The organism is Ferribacterium limneticum, assembly GCF_020510585.1.
In the GTDB taxonomy this organism is placed as follows: Bacteria; Pseudomonadota; Gammaproteobacteria; order Burkholderiales; family Rhodocyclaceae; genus Azonexus.
In genome coordinates, this window is the sequence record NZ_CP075190.1 from 2530795 (window position 1) to 2550003 (window position 19209).

At 61.4% G+C, this 19209-nt stretch carries 20 protein-coding genes; 2 read left to right on the plus strand and 18 right to left on the minus strand.

Going from position 1 to position 19209, the window contains the following annotated elements:
* Positions 1-41 precede the first annotated feature (41 nt).
* The 3 genes from KI613_RS12390 to KI613_RS12400 all read right to left on the minus strand — a co-directional run bounded on the left by KI613_RS12390 (position 42) and on the right by KI613_RS12400 (position 3890).
* The gene (locus KI613_RS12390; protein WP_226399894.1) at positions 42-1793 is read right to left on the minus strand and encodes an alkaline phosphatase D family protein; all 1752 of its coding nucleotides are present in this window, start codon (positions 1791-1793) and stop codon (positions 42-44) included.
* 141 nt (positions 1794-1934) lie between these two features.
* Positions 1935-2231 (minus strand): hypothetical protein, encoded by a 297-nt coding sequence (locus KI613_RS12395; protein ID WP_226399896.1) that lies wholly within the window; start codon positions 2229-2231, stop codon positions 1935-1937.
* 147 nt (positions 2232-2378) lie between these two features.
* Complete coding sequence (locus tag KI613_RS12400) at positions 2379-3890, minus strand: 3-hydroxybutyrate oligomer hydrolase family protein (RefSeq protein ID WP_226399898.1); 1512 nt, start codon at positions 3888-3890, stop codon at positions 2379-2381.
* A 308-nt stretch (positions 3891-4198) separates the two neighbouring features.
* On the opposite strand from KI613_RS12400, the gene KI613_RS12405 reads away from it, so the two are divergent.
* The gene (locus tag KI613_RS12405; protein ID WP_226399900.1) at positions 4199-5608 is read left to right on the plus strand and encodes an esterase-like activity of phytase family protein; all 1410 of its coding nucleotides are present in this window, start codon (positions 4199-4201) and stop codon (positions 5606-5608) included.
* A gap of 54 nt (positions 5609-5662) precedes the next feature.
* On the opposite strand, the gene KI613_RS12410 is transcribed toward KI613_RS12405, so the two are convergent.
* The 7 genes from KI613_RS12410 to gspG are packed head-to-tail and all read right to left on the minus strand — an operon-like array spanning position 5663 to position 11332.
* Positions 5663-6196: a hypothetical protein gene (locus KI613_RS12410; protein ID WP_226399902.1), complete on the minus strand. Its 534-nt coding sequence runs from the start codon at positions 6194-6196 to the stop codon at positions 5663-5665.
* Positions 6193-6762, minus strand: a complete 570-nt coding sequence (locus tag KI613_RS12415) for a hypothetical protein (protein ID WP_226399904.1) — start codon at positions 6760-6762, stop codon at positions 6193-6195. The genes KI613_RS12410 and KI613_RS12415 overlap by 4 nt, the downstream gene beginning before the upstream one ends.
* On the minus strand, positions 6744-7271 hold the full coding sequence (locus tag KI613_RS12420) for a hypothetical protein (protein WP_226399906.1): 528 nt from the start codon (positions 7269-7271) through the stop codon (positions 6744-6746). The genes KI613_RS12415 and KI613_RS12420 overlap by 19 nt, the downstream gene beginning before the upstream one ends.
* The gene (locus KI613_RS12425) at positions 7264-8031 is read right to left on the minus strand and encodes a hypothetical protein (RefSeq protein ID WP_226399908.1); all 768 of its coding nucleotides are present in this window, start codon (positions 8029-8031) and stop codon (positions 7264-7266) included. Before KI613_RS12425 ends, KI613_RS12420 begins: the two co-directional genes overlap by 8 nt.
* Positions 8012-9721, minus strand: coding sequence for a GspE/PulE family protein (locus KI613_RS12430; protein ID WP_226399910.1), 1710 nt, complete (start codon positions 9719-9721; stop codon positions 8012-8014). Before KI613_RS12430 ends, KI613_RS12425 begins: the two co-directional genes overlap by 20 nt.
* 8 nt (positions 9722-9729) lie before the next feature.
* A complete protein-coding gene (locus KI613_RS12435; RefSeq protein WP_226399912.1) occupies positions 9730-10914 on the minus strand; it encodes a type II secretion system F family protein in 1185 nt (394 codons plus the stop codon).
* A gap of 13 nt (positions 10915-10927) precedes the next feature.
* On the minus strand, positions 10928-11332 hold the full coding sequence (gene gspG / locus KI613_RS12440; RefSeq protein ID WP_226405744.1) for a type II secretion system major pseudopilin GspG: 405 nt from the start codon (positions 11330-11332) through the stop codon (positions 10928-10930).
* 220 nt (positions 11333-11552) lie between these two features.
* Between gspG and KI613_RS12445 the strand changes: the two genes are divergently transcribed.
* Positions 11553-12167 carry a lytic transglycosylase domain-containing protein gene (locus KI613_RS12445; RefSeq protein ID WP_226399914.1) on the plus strand — a complete coding sequence of 205 codons (615 nt, stop codon included), beginning with the start codon at positions 11553-11555 and terminating at the stop codon, positions 12165-12167.
* Positions 12168-12228: 61 nt separating this feature from the next.
* Here the strand turns inward: KI613_RS12445 and phoB are convergent, their stop codons facing one another.
* The 8 genes from phoB to KI613_RS12485 form a co-directional block, all read right to left on the minus strand.
* Positions 12229-12927: a phosphate regulon transcriptional regulator PhoB gene (gene phoB / locus KI613_RS12450; protein ID WP_226399916.1), complete on the minus strand. Its 699-nt coding sequence runs from the start codon at positions 12925-12927 to the stop codon at positions 12229-12231.
* 87 nt (positions 12928-13014) lie between these two features.
* The gene (locus KI613_RS12455) at positions 13015-13716 is read right to left on the minus strand and encodes a CAAX prenyl protease-related protein (RefSeq protein ID WP_226399918.1); all 702 of its coding nucleotides are present in this window, start codon (positions 13714-13716) and stop codon (positions 13015-13017) included.
* On the minus strand, positions 13713-14210 hold the full coding sequence (locus KI613_RS12460) for a hypothetical protein (RefSeq protein WP_226399919.1): 498 nt from the start codon (positions 14208-14210) through the stop codon (positions 13713-13715). The genes KI613_RS12455 and KI613_RS12460 overlap by 4 nt, the downstream gene beginning before the upstream one ends.
* 110 nt (positions 14211-14320) lie before the next feature.
* Positions 14321-15964, minus strand: a complete 1644-nt coding sequence (locus KI613_RS12465; RefSeq protein ID WP_226399921.1) for a putative porin — start codon at positions 15962-15964, stop codon at positions 14321-14323.
* Positions 15965-15992: 28 nt separating this feature from the next.
* On the minus strand, positions 15993-16661 hold the full coding sequence (locus KI613_RS12470; RefSeq protein ID WP_226399922.1) for a TonB family protein: 669 nt from the start codon (positions 16659-16661) through the stop codon (positions 15993-15995).
* 5 nt (positions 16662-16666) lie between these two features.
* Complete coding sequence (locus tag KI613_RS12475) at positions 16667-17071, minus strand: ExbD/TolR family protein (protein ID WP_226399924.1); 405 nt, start codon at positions 17069-17071, stop codon at positions 16667-16669.
* A gap of 3 nt (positions 17072-17074) precedes the next feature.
* On the minus strand, positions 17075-17479 hold the full coding sequence (locus KI613_RS12480; RefSeq protein WP_226399926.1) for an ExbD/TolR family protein: 405 nt from the start codon (positions 17477-17479) through the stop codon (positions 17075-17077).
* Between the two features lie 15 nt (positions 17480-17494).
* On the minus strand, positions 17495-19189 hold the full coding sequence (locus KI613_RS12485; protein ID WP_226399928.1) for a MotA/TolQ/ExbB proton channel family protein: 1695 nt from the start codon (positions 19187-19189) through the stop codon (positions 17495-17497).
* Positions 19190-19209 lie beyond the last annotated feature (20 nt).

The window sequence follows — 19209 nt, forward strand, 5'->3', positions numbered from 1 at the left end:
GTCTAGAGACTGATTATTTCGCGAGCATTTCAGTTTTTCGATCAAACTGCCATTAATCGGCGCTGAGCTGCTCCGGGCAACGTGCGCAGGGATTTTCCAGCCAGCGTCGTATATTCCTCCGCCTTGACGGTGCTGACGTAGTGCCAGTCGCAACGGCACTCGCCCGGCGTGGCGCTGACCACCATGTAGCCGCGGTCGCCGGTGTTGGCGTACTTGAGCGGGCCGATGATGGCTTCCAGGCCGGCGGCCACGGCGAGCGGGTTTTCCGTCGGGAAATATTCTTCGAGACCGGGCGATGAAACGGATGCGACGGCGAATTCGACGCCGACTGCATTGCCCTGGTAGTCCTCAAGATCGCTGGCCCAGGCGTTGTGGGTGTCGCCGGCCAGTACGACGAGGTTCTTGTTCAGCCCCCTGGCCATGGCCAGCACGGTTTCGCGGGCCATGGCGTAGCCATCCCAGGCATCAAGGTTGTAGGGAATGGCCGGCTGGGCGAGGATGAACTGCTCCTGCGGAGTCAGCGTGGCCGGTGCCGTTTGCGCCTTGTAGAGCAGCGCTGAATAGGCGGAGAAGCTGATCTGGCCGAGAACCAGCGGGGCCGGGATGTTCATGCGGCCCATCAGCACCTGCTGGCCGAGCATCTGCCAGGTGGCGCCGGAAGCGGCGAGTTGATCCTGTAACCAGAGCAGTTGTTCGGCGCCGAGCAACTGGCGGTCGGTATCGGCCAGATCAGCGGCGAAGCGCTGGACGTCGAAGCTGCCGTCGCTGCCGAAGTAATTGGCGTATTCCATTTGCTGGTCGCGAGCGATCACGCGGGTATCGAGCATATGCAGCGCCAGCAGGTTGCCGAAAGCAAAGCTGCGGTTGATCTGCTGCGGTCGACGCGGGTCCGGGGTGCGAATCGGCAGCCATTCGTGGAAGGCCTGCAGCGCGGCGGCGCGGCGGACGGTGAATTCGCCCTCGGTCGCCGGATCATGGTTCTCGGCGCCGTCCTTCCATGTGTCGTTGGCGATCTCGTGGTCGTCCCAGACGTTGATGAAGGGCATGGCGGCATGCACTGCCTGCAGGTCGGCATCGATGTGGTACTGGGCGTAACGCTGGCGATAGTCGTCGAGTGTCAGCAGTTCGCCGGCCGGCAGCACTTCGCGGCCGAGCGCTGCGGCATCGGTCGAAGCGTAGCCATCACGGCCGTATTCATAGATGTAGTCGCCGAGATGGACGGCAGCATGGATGCCTTCGAGCTTAGCCGCTTCACGGTAGGCATGGAAATAACCGGCCGGGAAGTTGGAGCAGGTGAACACGGCGAGTTTGACCTGGGCAACGCTGCCCACCGGCAAAGTACGCGTACGACCGGCCGGCGAAGCCGTATGGCCGACGACGAAGCGATAGTGATAGACGGTGTCCGGCTTCAGACCGCTGACATCAACCTTGACGGTGTGATCCTTGCGGCCATCGGTCAGTGCGATACCGACGCGGACGACGCGACGGAATGCCGCGTCGAGGGCCATTTCCCATTTGACCGGAACGATGCCGCCGCGCTCGCTGGTGACGCGCGTCCAGATGATGACCTTGCGGGCGAGCGGGTCACCGCTGGCGACACCATGCTCGAAACTGACCTTGTGACGATGCGGAAAGTGCGCCAGCGAGCGCAGTTCATCGGACGGCAGGTCGTCTGCTTCGAAACCATGGGCCATGGCACGCAAGGGCAGCAGGCTGCCAGCCGAGGCAGCGACGCCGCCCATGGCGAAATGACGGAGAAAACGACGACGTTGGGTCGGAGTGCGAGTAGTCATGGGCGCCAGCCTGGAAGAGATGAAGGTAGCTCAGCCTAGCGCCAAAGAATTACAACAGCATTGCGCAAAAATGTCAGGGGAATGCACCAGTTGCGACGCCGGGTTTCGCGGGTATCGCCACATGGCGTGGCGAGCAACTGCTTATTGCGAGAAGTCTACGGGCTGCTTGAGGCTGAATGCGTGGCCGACGGACAGGCTGGAGTCGAACAGGCTATCGTCGGCAAAGGCGTCAAGGTCGTCATCCAGCCCGTCGGTCGCGTCACATCGGACATCCAGCCCGAGCGCCTGAATCTCGGCCGACAGCTCGTGGTCGGACAGCTTTTTGAAGCCACGAAAACCGTTCTCGAGCACCCCCTGAAGGTGCAGGTAGCGCGCCTGATCGTCGCGGTATTCAAGGCGGTCAAGCACCAGCAATCGAATCATTTCGTCACGCGTCATGGCGTTCTCCTTCACTCAAGCACTGGAAATGTAGTTCTTCCCCGTTACCCCTCGGTGAAATAAATATGACGATAGATTGCAAAACGGCCCATTCCCCCCATGGAAGAATGGGCCGCTGAGCTTGCCGCCAGGAAAGGCGGCGTCAGATCAGGGGGCCAGCAGTTCGGCGCAATGACCTGGCTGGGTCGGCGTGTCGGCGATGGCGGCGCCGCGTCCGATGCACTGGTCGGGCGGCAGCGCCTTGCCTTGCTCGACATGGCTGACCAGCAGATCGAAAGCGCGCTGGGCATGCGGCTGGATGAACTCCAGTTGCGGCAAAGTCAGCTTGTAAGTCTCGATGTGGTTGCCGTTTTGCACTTCGTAGAGCCGGTAGGCCGGGTTGCGATCATGGTGATGGTGATGGCGCCGATCATGGTCATCGTCGTCGATCCGGTCACCACCGTTCGCCGCCACCTTGCGGGCGTAGGCACGAGCGTGGTGATCAATCGGCAACAGGGCATCCATGGTACCGGCGACGGTGATCAGCGGACGCTGGATGCGGCCGGTGGTGGCAAAATCGGCAACGTTGTCGTCGGCATTGGAAACCGGCAGACGCGCGAAGTAGTTGTAGTTCCCCGGTCCGCTGCCGTAGGTGTCGTAGGTCGGATCAAGGCGCTTCTGCCACTGGCACAGCGTGACCTCCCAGAACGAGTTGGAATTCATGGTCCACAGCGAGGTGGCGCCAGTGCCCAGATCGGGCGGATAGCCGGCGGCGCGGATGTTTTTGGCGGCGGTACTGGTCGAACTCATGCCGCTGGCGACGTAATCAGGAAAGTTGAGGACGGCCGCCGGCAGGTCGGTCAGCAGATTCGGGGCGATTTCGTCGACGAAAGTACCCTCCCAATCGACGCCGCCATCGAACCAATCCGGCGCCGACTCGACCGCCCGCCGCACCTGGTAGGCACCGTTCGAGGTGCCAACCGCGTAAGTGTAGCGCGGCGATTTTCCGTAGTTGGCCGCCGCGCCTTTGTGGGCGAGCTTCGAGGCGAGCACCATGTAGTCGCGCCAGCGGGTGAATTCCTGGCCCGGGCCATAATCGTAAAACTGCACCCACAGCGGCGAAGTCGGGTTGAGGCGGCAGGCCAGCGGGTCGCTGGCATCGCTGAACTTCAGGTTGAGCACACCCTTGTTCTGCGAGGCGTAGGCGTAGCCCTTCTGGACGACGTAATCGCTCCAGGCGAAATCGCCGTTGAATTCGCTGCGCGTGCCAGAGGCGCCGGCAACGACGAGGCGACCGTTCCATTTGGCCGGCAGACGCAGGAGGAAGCGGGCCTGGCCGGTCGGGTCGCTGGCGATCCGCGCGTTGAGCTGAACGCCGGGCACCGGGGCGGTGATCGGCGGGCGGTTGGCGGCGTCAGGGGCAATCGTCGCGCGGTCGGTCTGCGGGGTGAAGGCGAAGGCCGGCAGGCCGGGCAGCGAGTTGTTGGCCGGGGTCGTCGCCGGGTTGGCGGTGGTCAGGTCGGCACTATCGACGCAGCTGACATCGGCCAGTTGATTGCCGAAAGCCTGGATCAGGCTGGCGCACCGGTCAGCCTGGGCGGCACCGGCGCCGAGCAACATGATCAGCGCGCTGAGGCAGCGGACGGCAGGGAGCGACGATGCAATTTTTTGTCTTTTCATGTTTTGTCTCCATTTGATTTTTGGGGGGAATTTCCGGTTGACCGTAACAGTCATCCGCATGACATCCTAATACACCCCGAGGCCGCAAACCAATGAAAAATGGGTATGGAAAACCCTTATACGCCTCGCAAAAAATGATCGGCTCATTGGCCATGATGACTTTTGTCATATGCCGGCAACAAATTAAACCTAGAGTCAGGCGCGGGGAAATGCCGGCGCAAATTGGAGGCTTGGCGTGACCGCCCGGTTGCTTGAATCCGACTTCCAGCTATCCAACCACCGACAACACCCAAACTCAAAAAGAGACCATGAAAATCAAACCAACCATCGCCTTGCTGGGCATTTTGTTCGCTGGCGCCGCCCAGGCCGCTCCCTCCTTCGTCAACGGCCTGACGCTCGATGGCAGCATGCTCGACCTGTCCGGCGGCACGACGGTCAACAACGGCCGTGTCGGCTATTTTTCCGACATTTACTACGACACCAACCGCAACGAATGGTGGGGCCTGTCCGACCGCGGCCCGGGCGGCGGCACGCTGAGCTACGACACCCGCGTCCAGCGCTTCTCGCTCGATATCAATCAGACGACCGGCGCCATTTCCAATTTCCAGATCAAGCAAACCATCGTTTTCAACAATGCCGGAAGTTCGCTGAACGGTATCGCGCCCAGCCCGACCAGCACGCTCGGCCTGTCGATGGACCCGGAGGGTTTCGTCGTCAATCCGAAGAACGGCAACTTCCTGGTTTCCGACGAGTACGGCCCATCGGTGCGTGAATTCGACCGCAATGGCAATCTTCTCCGCACCTTCGCCACACCGGCCAATCTGCTGCCGCGCAGTACCGTCACCGGCATTCCCAACTACGCCAGCGACACCGGCAACACGGCCGGCAAGCGCACCAATCGCGGCTTTGAAGGCCTGGCCATCAGCCCGGACGGCAAGTACGCCTATGCCATGCTGCAAAGCGCCATGCTCGACGAAGGCGGCGGCAATGGCAGCGTCAATCGCATCGTCAAATTCGACATCGACACCGGCAATGCCGTCGGCCAGTACGCTTATGACATGAAGCGCTCCGGTCAGGGGCAAGGCATCTCCTCGCTGGTTGCCATCAATGACCACGAGTTCTACGTGCTTGAGCGCAACAACCGTGGCATCGGGGTCGGTGCCACGTTGGCGACCGCCGACAAGGAGGTTTACAAGATCGACATCAGCGGGGCGACCGATGTCAGCAACATCGATCTCGATGCCGTAGGCGCCGTTTACACCAAAGTCAGAAAATCCGCCAAGTTCCTCGATCTCGACGCCAATACCCTGTCGGCCCTCGGCAACAAGTCGCCGGAAAAATGGGAAGGCCTGGCCATCGGACCGAAACTGGCCGACGGCAGCTTCCTGATGCTGGCCGGTACCGACAACGACTACAGCGTGACGCAGAACGATACAGGCACCCAGTTCGACGTCTATTTCCGCTTCAGCGATGCCGATCCGTACGCCACCTCGATCCAGTGCCCGCTCGGTACGACGGCCGGTTGCAGCGGTGCGGCCACCAGCGTGCCGGGTGACGGCAGCTACAAGCTGCTGCCCGGCGTCCTGCACGCCTACAAGGTCAGCGCCGCCGACCTCGCCGGCTACACGGCGCCGGTGCCGGAACCGGAATCGTGGGCGATGCTGATGGCGGGTCTGGGCTTGATCGGCTTTACCGCCCGTCGTCGCCAGGCCAAGTAAGCTTCCGAACGGTCCCGCACAGCAGTGCGGGACGCTTTGCAGCACGGCTCCGACTTATTTGTCGGAGCCGATGCCCAGCACCTGCTTTTCATTCAAGGGCTGGTAGAGAAAAGTCATCTGGCCGCCGGATATCTCCTCGACGCTGTACGTGCCATTGATGACGTCGCCGACCTTGGCGATGATGTGCTTGCCCTGATGGTTGAGGAAGACCCGCGTTTCGCCGTCCTCGTTGAGCTTGCCGAGATACTGGAAAGGCAGCGGCGGCGCCGTTGGCTTGGGCGGCTTGGGCGGTGGCGGTGCGACGTACCAGCTCTTGTTGCGGAAGGGGTCGACGAGCTTCTTGCCATCCTCCGCCTCTTCGGCCGGCGCCGGCTCGGGAAAACTGAGCGGGGCGGCAGCCAGTTCGGTCGCCCGTTCCTTCGCCCCAGCCCGCCGATTTTCTGCCGGCGACGAAGCCGCTGATTTGCTGGCGACACTGCCTTTGCGCTTGCTCTTTTCCGGCACCGGTTCGTCTTCAAGCAGGTAGCCGGCAACGAGGGTGGCCGAGAGCAGGCCGCCGAGGATAATCCAGCGTTGTTTCGGCGTCATGCCGCCTTCCTCCGGCCGAAGAGGATGAAGCGCAATTGCGCCTCAACGTCGGCGCTGCCAATGTTTTCGCGGCGCAGGCTGATGTCCTCGACGGCCAGATCGGGGAACTCCTGGCGTACCGCCGCCACGTAGCGGCGTATGGTCATGTAGCTGCCCTTGACCGGCAGATTCAGCACGTAACGGTCGAACAGGCCGTCCTTGCCCGGCACCAGGCGATAGTCGCCGGTCGGGACTTGCAGGCCTTCCTTGGTCGCCAGTTCAAGCAGGCGGCCGAGTTCGGCGTTGAGCTGATCCTCGCTCGGGAAACGGTCGAGCAGGCACTGCCGCGTATCTTCCGGCGTCACGCGCTCGGTCTGGCTTTCCATCGTGGCGCGGCGGGCGCTGCGTTCGAGGCTGGCCAGACGGCGTTCGCCTTCCTCGATGGCGGCTTCACGGCCGGGCAACACGACAATGTGGGTCAGCGCGGCGGCAACAACCAGCAAAAAGGCGATCAGCGGCAGCACCGGCAAATTGGCCGTGGCAAAGCGCAGGCGGGCGAGCAGAAGGTTCAGGAACCGGTCAGCCATGTTGCGGCAATCTCGAAGAGGATGGGTTGTTGCGGGTCGCTTTGCTTGATCTGGTGCGAGAGCAGCACGGCCTTGTCGAGCGGTTCGCGGCGCAGGGCTTCGACAAAGGCCAGCGCTGCCACCATGTTGCGCGCCTCGCCGGAAATCTGCACCGCCTTGCCGGCCGCGCTGGGGCGGATGGCGAGCAGTGCGATGTCCTCGCCGGTTGCCGCGTCGATGCTGCGGTAGAGCTTTTCCCAGTCGATGCGGATGAGGCCGATGGTCTGGCGCAGGGTCTTGCCTTCTTCGGCCGAAAAAACGTTTTCCGGGCGGCTGTCACGGCGGCCGGCATCGACCCGGTCGGCCCGGCGTGTGGCCTGGGCCAGCCTGGCTTCGACTTCTTCCTGCTGGCTGAGCAGCGTGCGGTCTTCGAGCCAGGCGTCGGCGCAAAGCAGCACGCCGGCGAGGAGCAGGACAACCGTCAGCAGGCTAGGACGGCGTGGCTGAAAATCAAGACCGAGATCACGCATGGACGCCTCCGGCGACCGGCGTGACCAGCGTCGTTTCCCAGCCGCCGGCGAGCTTGGGGGCAGCGACGGCAGATGTTGAAATCAGCACTTTTTTCCCGTTGACCGTAGCAGACTCGGCGGCCAGCAGCCCGGCCAGCTCACCCGCCAGAAGGGCCGGCTCCGCCGTGCTGGCGCGGTGATTGCGCAGGCTGGCAATCTCGCCGTCACGAACGCCAGCCAGGGTCAGCCAGCCGAGGTCGAGGCAGGCCAGCCAGCCATCGTTCAACTGTGTCTGCTGGGCCGCCAACTCGGCGATCAGCCGCGGCTGCACGCTATTCAACCGCAGGCGCCGGGCCTTGGCGGCAGCGCGCAAGCCGGCCAGCAACTGGCGGTCGATACCTGCGGCAATGCCGTTCTTGCCGAAGGCCGGACGGTCGAGCGCAATGTCCAGCGCCGCGGCCCGTTCGCCCAGGGCGTTGCGGAACAAGGCGCGGGCCAAGCCCAGTCGGGCCGCCTTGCCGGTCAGCATGTCGCTCCACGGCAGCAAGGCGTAACGGACCAGATGGTCGGCAACGACGATGCGCAAAGCTGCGCCCTTGCCGGCAGTCTTGAGCAAGGCATCGGCAGCGGCCAGCACCGGCTGCCAGTCGGCTTCGCCCGGCGCCGGCGATGCTACCTCGGCCGCTTGGCTGGACGGCGCACCGCGCCACGGCTGCCGTTCGAGAACGACGCGCTGCGGGTGAATGAAGAGGGTCAGGCGGTCAAGCCACGAAAGTGACACGGTTGGCTTCTTCCAGGCTGGTTATCCCGTCGCGGACGAGGTCAAGGGCGCTTTCGCGCAGCGAGCGGGTGCCATTGCGGCGGGCCGCTTCCTTGAGTTGGCGGATCGGGGCGCGGCTGATGATCAGTTCGCGGATTTCATCGTTGAGGACGAGCAGTTCGGCGATGGCCTTGCGACCGCGATAGCCGGTACCGCGACAGGTACCGCAGCCGACTGCGCGGCGGAATTTCCAGTCAGCACCGGCCACCGTGCCGATATCGGCGTCAGTCAGTTCTTCGCCAGTCGGTCTCGTCGGCTGCGCGCAGGCCGGGCACAGGGTACGGATCAACCGCTGGGCGACGACTCCGTTGAGCGCCGAAACGAGGTTGTACGGATCGACTTCCATGTGCAGGAAGCGGCCGATGACGTCGAAAACATTGTTGGCGTGCACCGTGGTGAACACCAGGTGGCCGGTCAGCGCCGCCTGAACGGCAATCTGTGCGGTTTCCGAGTCGCGGATTTCGCCGACCATGATCTTGTCCGGATCGTGACGCAGGATGGAGCGCAGGCCGCGGGCAAAAGTCAGGCCCTTTTTCTCGTTCACCGGGATCTGCAGTACGCCGGAAAGCTGGTATTCGACCGGATCTTCGATGGTGATGATCTTGTCTTTGCCGTCATTGATTTCAGTCAGTGCCGCGTAGAGCGTCGTCGTTTTGCCGGAACCGGTCGGGCCGGTAACCAGCACCATACCGTAGGGCTCGCTGGACAGCCGGCGGATGCGCGCCATGATGTCGGCGTCGAAGCCCATGGCGTCGAGACGCAGGCCCTGCAGGTGATCGGTCAGCGCCTGCTTGTCGAGCACCCGCAACACGGCATCCTCGCCCCAGATACTGGGCATGATGGAGACGCGGATGTCAATCTCGCGGTCCTGCCAGCTGACCTTGAAGCGGCCGTCCTGCGGCACGCGGCGCTCGGAGATGTCGAGTTCGGAAAGCACCTTGACGCGGGAAATCATCTGCTCGGCGGTATCGCTACCGTCAATCGACCCGGCGTAGTTGAGCACGCCGTCGATGCGGTATTTGATAGCCAGGCCACGATTGTTGGCCTCGATGTGAATATCGCTGGCCCCGGCTTTCAGGCCGTCATGCAGCGTTGACCGCAGGAGGCGGACAACGGTGCTGCCGTCTTCGGAAATGCGTTGCAGCGAGAGGTCTTCGGCCACCGAGCCAATGGCGATCTGGCCGCCCTCGCCGCTCAGACTGCCGTCGAGCGCCCGGACCCGGGTTTCTTCGCGGGCCAGAAAAGCCGTCAGCACCGAAGGCGGCGCCAGGCGCCAGTACAGCGGCTTGCCGAGCGGCACCAGACCTTCGAGCCAGTCGCGCACGGTGACATCGAAGGGGTTGGGCGTGGCGATCAGGTAGGCCTCGCCGGCTTCGAGGACCAGCGCCTGACGCCGGATGAATTCGGCAAACGGCGCCAGCGACAGGGCCAGCGAGTGTTCGGAAAGCTCAGCCAGACTGATCGCATTGAGGCCGAAGGCCAGGGCCGTCAATTCGCCGGCCGCCTCTTCACTCTGGCCGAAATCGGTCTGCAAGGCAGCCATCACTGCCGGCAGGCCGCGACCGGCCGCTGCCAGCTGGCATGCCTCGCCGAGCAGGACATCGTGTTCCTGGCGTTCCATCGACAAGTGCGCCTCCCCTAGTGAATTCATCGCCTATCCTACTGAAAATTGCCGGCCAGTTCGAAGATTGGCATATACAGGAGCAGCACGATGCCGCCGATGACGCCGCCGATCACCGCCATGAGCAAGGGTTCGAACAAACGGGTGAACATGTCGACGAGGCGGTTGATTTCCTCGTCGTAAAAGGTGGCGACGGCTTCCATCATGTCGCCGAGCTGGCCGCTGCGTTCGCCAACGGCGATCATGCGCAGCGCTACCGGCGTGGTCAGGCCGCCCCGTTCAGCCGCCTGCGAAAACGGCCGCCCCTGCTCGATGTCAGCCACCGCCTGCAGCAAGCCGGCGCGCAGGGCGACGGGCAGGATGTCGGAAACCATGCCGAGGGTCGTTTTGAGGGGAATGCCGGCGCGCAACAGCATGCCGGTGGTCCGGTAAAAACGTGCGAGGAAGACCAGCCGGATACGTTCGCCAAGGGCCGGCACGCTCCAGGCGGCGCGGGCGACGGCAGCACGGACGGGCGGCAGCGAAAAGAGGCCGACCAGACCTGCGACGCCCAGCGCGACGCCGACGGCCAGCCCCGCGGCGTGGTTGTTGATGAAGCCGCCCCAGGCGAAAAGCAGGCTGGACAACCCCTCCGGATCGCGCCCGCTATCGGCAAAGACCAGGGCAAAGCGCGGCACGACGTAACCGAGCAGGAAGAGCGTGACGAGCGTGCCGATGGTCATCAGCAACACCGGGTAGATGGCGGCGCTGACGATTTTCTTCTTGAGGTCGGCCAGTTTTTCGTGGAAGACAATGTAGCGCTGCAGCGCTTCGGGCATGTCGCCGGTGCGTTCGCTGGCCCTTACCGTCGCCACGTAAAGATCGGGAAAGGCCTCGGGGTGGTGCTGCATGGCCGTCGACAGCGACTGTCCTTCACGCAGGTGGCCGAGCAGACGGCTCAGGACCTCGGAGGTCGCCGAGCCCTGATCCTGCTCGGACAGCGTCTCCAGGCCTTCGACCACGGTCAGTCCGGCCTTGAGCAAGGAGAGCATTTGCCGGGTGAACAGCGGCAGCGGGAACTTGCCGCCGCGCGCCCGCCCGCTGCGCTGACCAATCGGCCGCGACGAGACGATGACGCCGCCCTGCAAGGCCGGCGCTGCGGCAAGCTGTTCAGGTGATTCGGCCGCGACCGTCAGTCGGCAAACACCCCGACCGGGAAAGACGGCCATCACGTCGTATTCCATTGTTAGCCGCGACTCACCAGTTGGTGATATCGGCGTTTTCGTCCTCACCGCCGGCCTTGCCATCCTTGCCGAAGGAGAAGAGATCGAAGTCGCCGTGTTCTCCGGGCTGGGCGTACTGGTAGGCGGCACCCCACGGGTCAGCCGGCACCTCCTTCTTGAGGTAGGGGCCCTGCCAGCGGCTCTCGCCAGCCGGGCGCTTGGTCAGCGCGGCCAGTCCCTGCTCGGTATTGGGGTAACGACCGACATCGAGGCGATACTGGTCGAGGGCCTTTTCAAGTCCGTCGATCTGGGCTCTCGTCGCCTTGATTTCCGATTTGCCGATCTGCGAAAAATACTTCGGCCCGACATAGCCGGCGAGCAGGCCGATGATGACCATGACGACGAGCAGCTCAAGCAGGGTAAATCCGCGCTGACGCATCCGGGAAGCGGCAGCGGGGGCAACAAGGCGGTCAAGGATTCGGGAAATTAGTTTGTGCAACACGGGTTCGCCAAAGGAGATTAAGTATCCGGACAATAATACTATGCAAGCTGCGTTACATGACCATGACGCAGCGCTAGCGGAACCCGGTCATCGGCCAGTCAATTCCTGGTAACACATGCGGGTTAAGCTGGGCGGACAACTGGATTATGATTCGACCATGCGCCTCAACTCAGCCCTCTTCTGCCTTGCCATTACCGCGCTTGCTCCGCTGCCGGCGCAGGCGGTCGGCGGCATTTTTGGCTTTGTCGACGACGATGGTGTCGAGCACCTGAGCAACATCCCGGACGACAAGCGCTACCGGCTGGTGCTGGCCGACCGTATCGAACCGGCCCGCACCGCCTTGCGGGCACCACGCGGCGTACTCGCCCTGCCCTACGGCCAGCGACCGTTTCACGATTCGGTCATGCGCGCCAGCAGCGATACCGGCGTCGACGCCAAGCTGCTGCATGCGGTGATCACGGTCGAATCGGGCTATAACCAGGGTGCCGTTTCACCGAAGGGGGCAACCGGCCTGATGCAGTTGCTGCCTGGCACAGCCAAACGCTACGGCACCGTAAATCTGCTCGACCCCGGCGAAAACATCCGCGCCGGTGCCCGCTACCTGCGCGATCTGCTCGCCCTGTTCGACAATAATCTCGAACTCGCGCTGGCCGCCTACAACGCCGGCGAAAACGCCGTCATCCGCCATGGTCGCCGTCTGCCGCCCTACGCCGAAACCCGGCGCTACGTGCCGCTGGTCGTCGCGCATTACCGTCGGATGCAGGGAAACTGAGCGGTTTTCCAGACCAATCCCACGGTCAACCGGAAATTTTGGCCAAAATCAAAAAGTCTGATCAGCTGCCATCCGGGGTGATCGAGAAGCGATAGCCCATGCCGCGCACGGTCTGCACCATGCCGTCCAGCGCGTGATTTTCGAGAACGCTGCGTAGGCGACGGATATGCACGTCGACCGTCCGCTCCTCGATGTGCGAACGACCGCCCCAGACATAATCTAGCAACTGGCCACGGCTATGGACGCGCTCGGCGTGGGTCATCAGGAAATGCAGCAAGCGGAACTCGGTCGGCCCGAGACCGATCGGCTCCTCGCCGGCCAGCGCCTTGCGCGAATTGGGCACCAGACGCAAACCGCCGATTTCGACCGAGCCTTCAAGCATTTTCGGGTCGCGCCGACGGATCACCGCCTTGACGCGGGCGACCAGTTCGCGCGGAGAAAAAGGCTTGGTCACGTAGTCATCGGCGCCGATTTCCAACGCGGAAATCTTGTCGACCTCTTCGCTGCGAGCGGTCAGCATGATCACGGGGATTTCCCGCCAGCGCGAATCGGCGCGTATGTGGCGGATCAACTGAAAACCGGACATGCCGGGCAGCATCCAGTCGACCAGCAAGACATCCGGCGCGTTCGAAGACAGAACCTGCCAGGCGGCTTCGGCACTGTCGACGGCATGCACCTCAAAACCAGCGTACTTGAGGTTAATCGTGATCAACTCGTTGACGTACGGCTCATCTTCAACGACAAGAACTCTTGCTGACATCGCTCGCCCATTTGCTTGCATTTACAGCCGGTCAGGATATTCCACCAACATTACCGGATGATGATATTTAGATTTCCGCCGCGCTTCTCACCAGAAAAACCAGGCGCCAGTCGCCAGCACCCAAACCCCGAGGCCGGCGTTGGTCACCGCATGTGCCGCAATCGGAATCCACAAATTGCCGCTACGCACATAGAGCCAGCCATAGACCAGGCCAGCCAGCATGCCCGCCGCCCACTGACTATGTTCAAGCCCGAAAACAAGGCTGGACAAGAGTACGGCGCGCAGGCCAATGCGGGCCGGGTCGAGCGCCGAAAAATCAGCCTCTTCGAGCCAGCGCATGACCAGCGAGCGCCAGAACAATTCTTCCATGAGCGGTACCACCAGCGCCGAGCCGGCCAGTCGCATCAAGGCCATCGACCAGTCGATGCTGCCATCGGCCGCGCGCGGCTCAAATCCGGAGCCCGACTGGCCGAGCACAAAAATCCCGGAATTCAGCGACAACCAGATGGCCAGAACAATCAGGCCAGCCGCCAAGGCCAGCCAAATTTGCTGGAGGGACGGACGGCGCGCCGCGGTCAGCTCGGTAAAACTCGGCCAAAAAACGATAAGTAAGCCAGCCACCAAGGCAGCGCGAATACCGTATAACCAGCGCGGGTCGATCACACCCGCCAACTGCGCCGCCAACCACGGCTCGACCGCCATCAGGCCGATGAAAACCGCGAACGGCAATGCACGGGCCACGACCGGAGCCGGAAAAGACAAGCCTCGCGCCAGAACGCCGACGCTCATGAGCCGACCCGCTGACTATCCAGCTTCTCGCGCATGTCCTCGACCGCGTTCTCGATCTCGACCCGCTTCAGGCCGGTGAACGGCTCGCGCTGCAAGCTGCTGTCCAGACAGCTTTTCTTTTCGTAGAGATCCAGCACCTGCTGGCCCACCTTGCGCAATTCCTGGCCGCGCTCGGTACACACCTGCAGTTGCTGCTTCTCGGTAGCCAGGGCAGCTTGCAGGCGCTTGCCTTCGGCCTCTGCGGCGCGCTGCGCCTCCTGAGTCTTGCGCAACTCGGCCTCTGTTTCGGTCAGTTTGGCAGCAGTGGCTTCCCGCTCCGCGCGCAAAGCACTGACATCGCGGCTCAAGGCGGCAGCCCGACGTACTTCGCCATCCACCTTTTTGCGAACAGCGCCCAGCTCCGTTTCTGCCGCCACCTTCTGCTCGGCCAGTTGATTTTTTTCCTGCTCCAGCCGCGAACGTTCCTGCTCCACCTTGCGCTGAGACTGCTGCAATCGCCTGATCTGGTCAGTTTTTGGATCTTTCTCAGGCGCTGCAAACACTTGCGGCACAGCAACCATCAAGACCATCAGGGAAGCAAAATATCTATGAGTGCTTGCCATTGTCAGAACCGCAGATTGACGTCAGCTTGGATTACATCCACGCCAAACTTGTGAGTTGAGTCAATCAGGGTCGGAGTATCTATGGTGTCTGCCGACAGCATCCGGATATTCAGGAAGGCATTACGATCGACGCCATACCGCGCCCCGAGGAAATAGCCCTTTAAATTGGTTCCACCAAGGCCAAAGTCCGAATCGGTAAATGCGTCGACTACCGAATCCGAACCCACATAGCGATAGCCGCCGTAGACCTGCCAGTCATTTACCGCCTTAAGCTGGGGCATACCGACCGTCATCCGCACCTGATAAGCATGGCTCTTGCCATCACTCAAAGTATGGCCGGTACGACGCGAAATCTCATCACGATCAAAAGCAATATTTTTGGCATATTCCCCCTCAAGAACCAGATGAACCGGATCGAAACGTCCAATATCCACCCCAGCCGACAGTACGACTGGAGCAAATTTTGATGCCAAACCCCAGATAGTCTTCTGGCTAAAATCGGTAAGCGCATTGGTAGCAAACAGGGTATTTCCCTTCTGCCGAAGCCCTGACTCATACTCATTGCGACGATAATCTGGACTGGTATAGACATTAAGCAGACTATCGTATTCAGCATTTGGAATTACATGCCCTTCCAAACCTTGGAACTTGTAATAAGCCAAACCAAACTTGAAATTGGTCGACTGACCAAGATTCCAGTGCCCACCCATTTGTCCACCGTAAATCCAGCGGCTGTTGGCAACAGGAGGAGATGATTCGCGCATCGGAAAGGCACCGACTGTCAGGAACGGCCGAAAGGGTGCATCCAGGTTGATTATCGGTTTTAGAGTAGCGGCCAACCCTTCGAAATTAATGTCCTCATCCCAAACCACATCCATTCCATACCAAGGGTTTGGAATACGGCCACCGGATATGGAAAGCCAATCGGCAGGATCGTATTTCAGATATGCCCGATCCAGCATTAACTGGTATTTATTGAAGTTTTGACCCAGCGACTGATTTGTAGAAACCCGATCAGTCGAGTTTCCTGTGGCCAAGCGAATACCTGCACTCCAAGAATCCGATACACGGGCCAGCATGCCGAGACGTGCACGCAAGCGCAACCGCGACCGATCATCCTCGGTGTTGCCGGTGTAGGCGTTGAAACTATTGGTCGCTCCGACATCGGCTGCCCTGGTCAACGAACCATAGCCAAGGGAGGGATCAAAGTCCTTTGCCGCTGTGTTCCCCTGAGGATAACTCTCAGTTTGATAACGCAGGCGGATATCCCCTTCCCACTTGATCCGATCAAGCCATTCGGGGACTGCATTCGGTTCCGCCCAGCGCTCGTTCTTTGCCTGAGCCAAAACCTCTTGCTTCAGTTGTTCGCGAATTTCATTCTTCACTGTTTCCGGCACATATTGAACACGCACCGGTTTTGGCTCCATCGAGGTTTTCTCGCGAACAGCCTTAGCTGCCTTTTTCTCTGCGGCCTTAAGCAGACCGTCAGCCTTTTCCTTCGGAAGAGCGCCACTTTCCACCAAGGCATCGATAAGATTCAGCGTAGTCTGGCGAAGCAACTCCAGGTGCTCACGCTCATCGGCCAAGACAGGGGTGGCTGCAAATGCGGCAGCAATAAGTATTACTAGGGTTTTGGTACGATTCATTTCGATCTCTCAACTGGCAGTTTCGTAATCAGGCAGAGCCCCGATTGGTGATACGGATTTTCAGCGGCTGTGGCAGGTTTTCGGGCGGCAGCTCGCGTAAGGCTCCAGCATTGAGGAGTGCCGCGCGGATACTTTCATCCACTTCCAGATCGCCGGTGGATGCGGCTAGTTCGGCCTTCTGGACAACGCCGGCACGAGTAAGCCAGATGCGGACAACAACGCGATAATCGGTAATTTTCAAACGTCGATTGCGACCGAGTTCTTCCTGCAAATGGCGTTGAACCAGATTCGTGTAAAAGGCAAACGCCGCGCCACCACCGAGGGTATTAGCAGCCCCACCCTGATAGTCCCGCCCAACCGTACCCGACCCGAATGGTCCGTCGCCGTCACCGGCCGCGCCTTCCATCTTGAGCGGCTCATTCTGCGCTGGCTGCGGCGCCTCCTTGGGCGGCTCCATTTTGACGTCCTTGGGATTTTCCTTTGGCGGCTCAGGCTTTTTCTCTTCCTTGGGTGGCGGCGGGGGCGGTGGTGGTTTATCCGGCAGCAAGGTGACGACCGGCGGTTTACGCGGCTTGCCAGACTTGCTCCCCATCAGGGTCATGATGCCCCAAGTGACAATGGCGATGATCGAGGCACCGACCACGATAATCACGACAATATTCAGCCAGCGCCGCGACGGCTTGATCTCTGTTTCCATGGCCGTCAGTTACCAATTCTCGCCGTCACTAGGCCAACCGAACCGATGCCCATCGCCCCCGTCAGGTCGAGCACTTCAACCACCCGCGCGTAATTGACCGCCGGATCGCCCTTGAGGACGACCGAGGCCTTCGGATCGCGGGCCATGGTCGACTTGAGCTGGAGCTCCAGTTCGCGAACGGTGACGCCGACGCCGTTGAGGTGCAGCGAGCCGTCCGGCTTGATCTGGACGATCTTGATCTCGTGCTTCTCGGTGCTCGGTTTGTTCGACGGCTTGGGCAAATTGATCGACATACCCGACACCGAGGCGGTGGTCATCAGGATGAAAATGACCAGCAGCACATAGGCAAGGTCGAGCATCGGTGTGACGTTGATGCTGTCATAAGGTTTGGTTTCCGCTTGAACGTGCATGGCCTACCTCTGTGCCCGCGTTGTCGCCAAACCGAGGTCGGTGATGCCGTTGCGTTTGAGCAACTCCATGACCTCCATGACCTTGGCGTACTGGGCCTGTCCATCCCCCTTGATGACGATGGACAGCGCCGGATTGGCCGCCAGATACTGGGCCAGACGCAGGTCAAGCTGCTCCATGGTGACCGGGTAGGCGTCGATGAAGACGTCGCCATTGCGCGCTACCGTCACCGCCTTGGTGCCCGGCTTGGCCAAGCTGGAGCTGGCCACCGTTTTCGGCAATTCGACCTTGACGCCCTGCACCGAAGCCGTCGTCATGATGATGAAGATGACCAACAGCACATAAGCGAGATCGAGCATCGGCGTGACATTGATCTCGTCATAGGGCTGGTTGTCTTCCTGAACCTGCATCGTCCTCGTTCCCGCTTAGACGGCGTACAGCTCGGCCGACTTGGTCAGGAACTCGTCGGCGAACACCTGGGTGTCGGCTGAAACGTTCTTGATCTTGATGGCCAGCCAGTTGTAGCCGAACAGGGCGGGAATCGCCACGGCCAGACCAGCGACAGTGGCGACCAGCGCGGCGGCAATACCCGGCGCGATCGAGTTCACATTGACGTCGCCAGCCGCGGCAATCGCCGCGAAAGTGATCATGACGCCGACCACGGTACCAAGCAGGCCAAGGAAGGGACCACCGGAAATGGCGATGGTGAGCAGCACGATCTGGCTGTTCAGGCGCTGGTTCTCACGGACCAGCGCGGCATCCATGGCCGCGCGGATCGAATTGAGGGCCGCATCGGAGAGCTTGTTTTCGACACCGCTCTTGGTCTGGGTGTCGAATCGGTGGTGCATTTCCTGGATGCCAATTTTGTAGAGACGGAAGATCGTTGAATGGCGCATCGCCTCGTCTTCAGTGATGGCCTTGGTATCCATCGAATCCGGGCGCAGCAGCTTGCGGGGATTGTCGCGGAAGCGGTTGAGGAAGGCATTGTTGGCCTTTTCCGCCTTGCCCAGAAAGAGCGTCTTGCCGACCATGACGGCGCAGCTGATGACGGCCATGACGGCAAGAATGCCGATAACGATCCAGCCATCCACCGTCAGCGCACCGAGCAGGATGCCGACGTAGGAAGCGGCCTCGCCCGCCTCTTCTTCCTCGGCGCCATACATCAGGCTGTCCGGTTGCTGGCTGCCATGCAGGGCCTTGATGTAATCAGCCGAACGCGAGGTAGCGGCCAGCGTCACTTCATCCAGCTCGCCACGGAAACCGGCACCGATCTGAATGTCGCCAGCCATGTCGTCGAGCGCAATATCGGCCGTGCCAGCGTCTGCACCTTCCATGTAGAAGGTCAGCTTACCGCCAATCAGCGTCATCGCCACGTGCTGCCAGGTGTCGGCCAGCACCGTCGCCTTCGACGGGAACTCCTTGCCATTGACCACGGCCACCAGCTTGCCGCCCTTGACTGCCAAGGCCAGGCTCTTGCCGCCTTCGCTTTGCTGGAACAACGTACCGGAAGCATTGGCCACCGGCTTGATCCACGCCGTGAAGGTCAGGCCATTGGCGGTGATCAGCTTCAACGAGGGCGATGCCGGAACCGTCAGCGTCGTGCTGCCATCCATACTGGCCGCGTCGCCGAGCGGGCCAGCGACAGGTTTGATTGTCAAATTTTGCGGATTATTCCGGTTGACCGTGGAATCCTGTACCGGACCGTTGTCGGAGAAATGCAATACGAGATTCTGTGCCGCATCGTAGCTACCCTTGGCATCGCTGGCGGCTGCCGCTTTTTCATTACCCCAGAGCAGCGTGACCGCGTCCGTTTTAGCCAACGGCGCCAGCTTGGGCTGTTGCACCCAGATCACCGCCAGTTCATTCGTCGAATCATATTTTTCGATATGAAAACGCAGCGGCGTCTTGCCGTCAGCGGCCGTCACGCGCAGATCGCTACCGTCCGGCTTGGCTTCGGCAAAGGCAAAATTCCCGGTGTGCAGGCGCAAGGCCAGCGGTAACTGGGTAGCCCCCAGCTTCAACTCAACGCCTTCGGCCGTCGTGTCGATCACGGTCTTCTGCTTGTGCGCCCAGTCGTCGGCATTGAAGCCGTCCGCCGCATTCGCCATCTGTGCAAGCAAGCTTGCGGCGACAATTATCC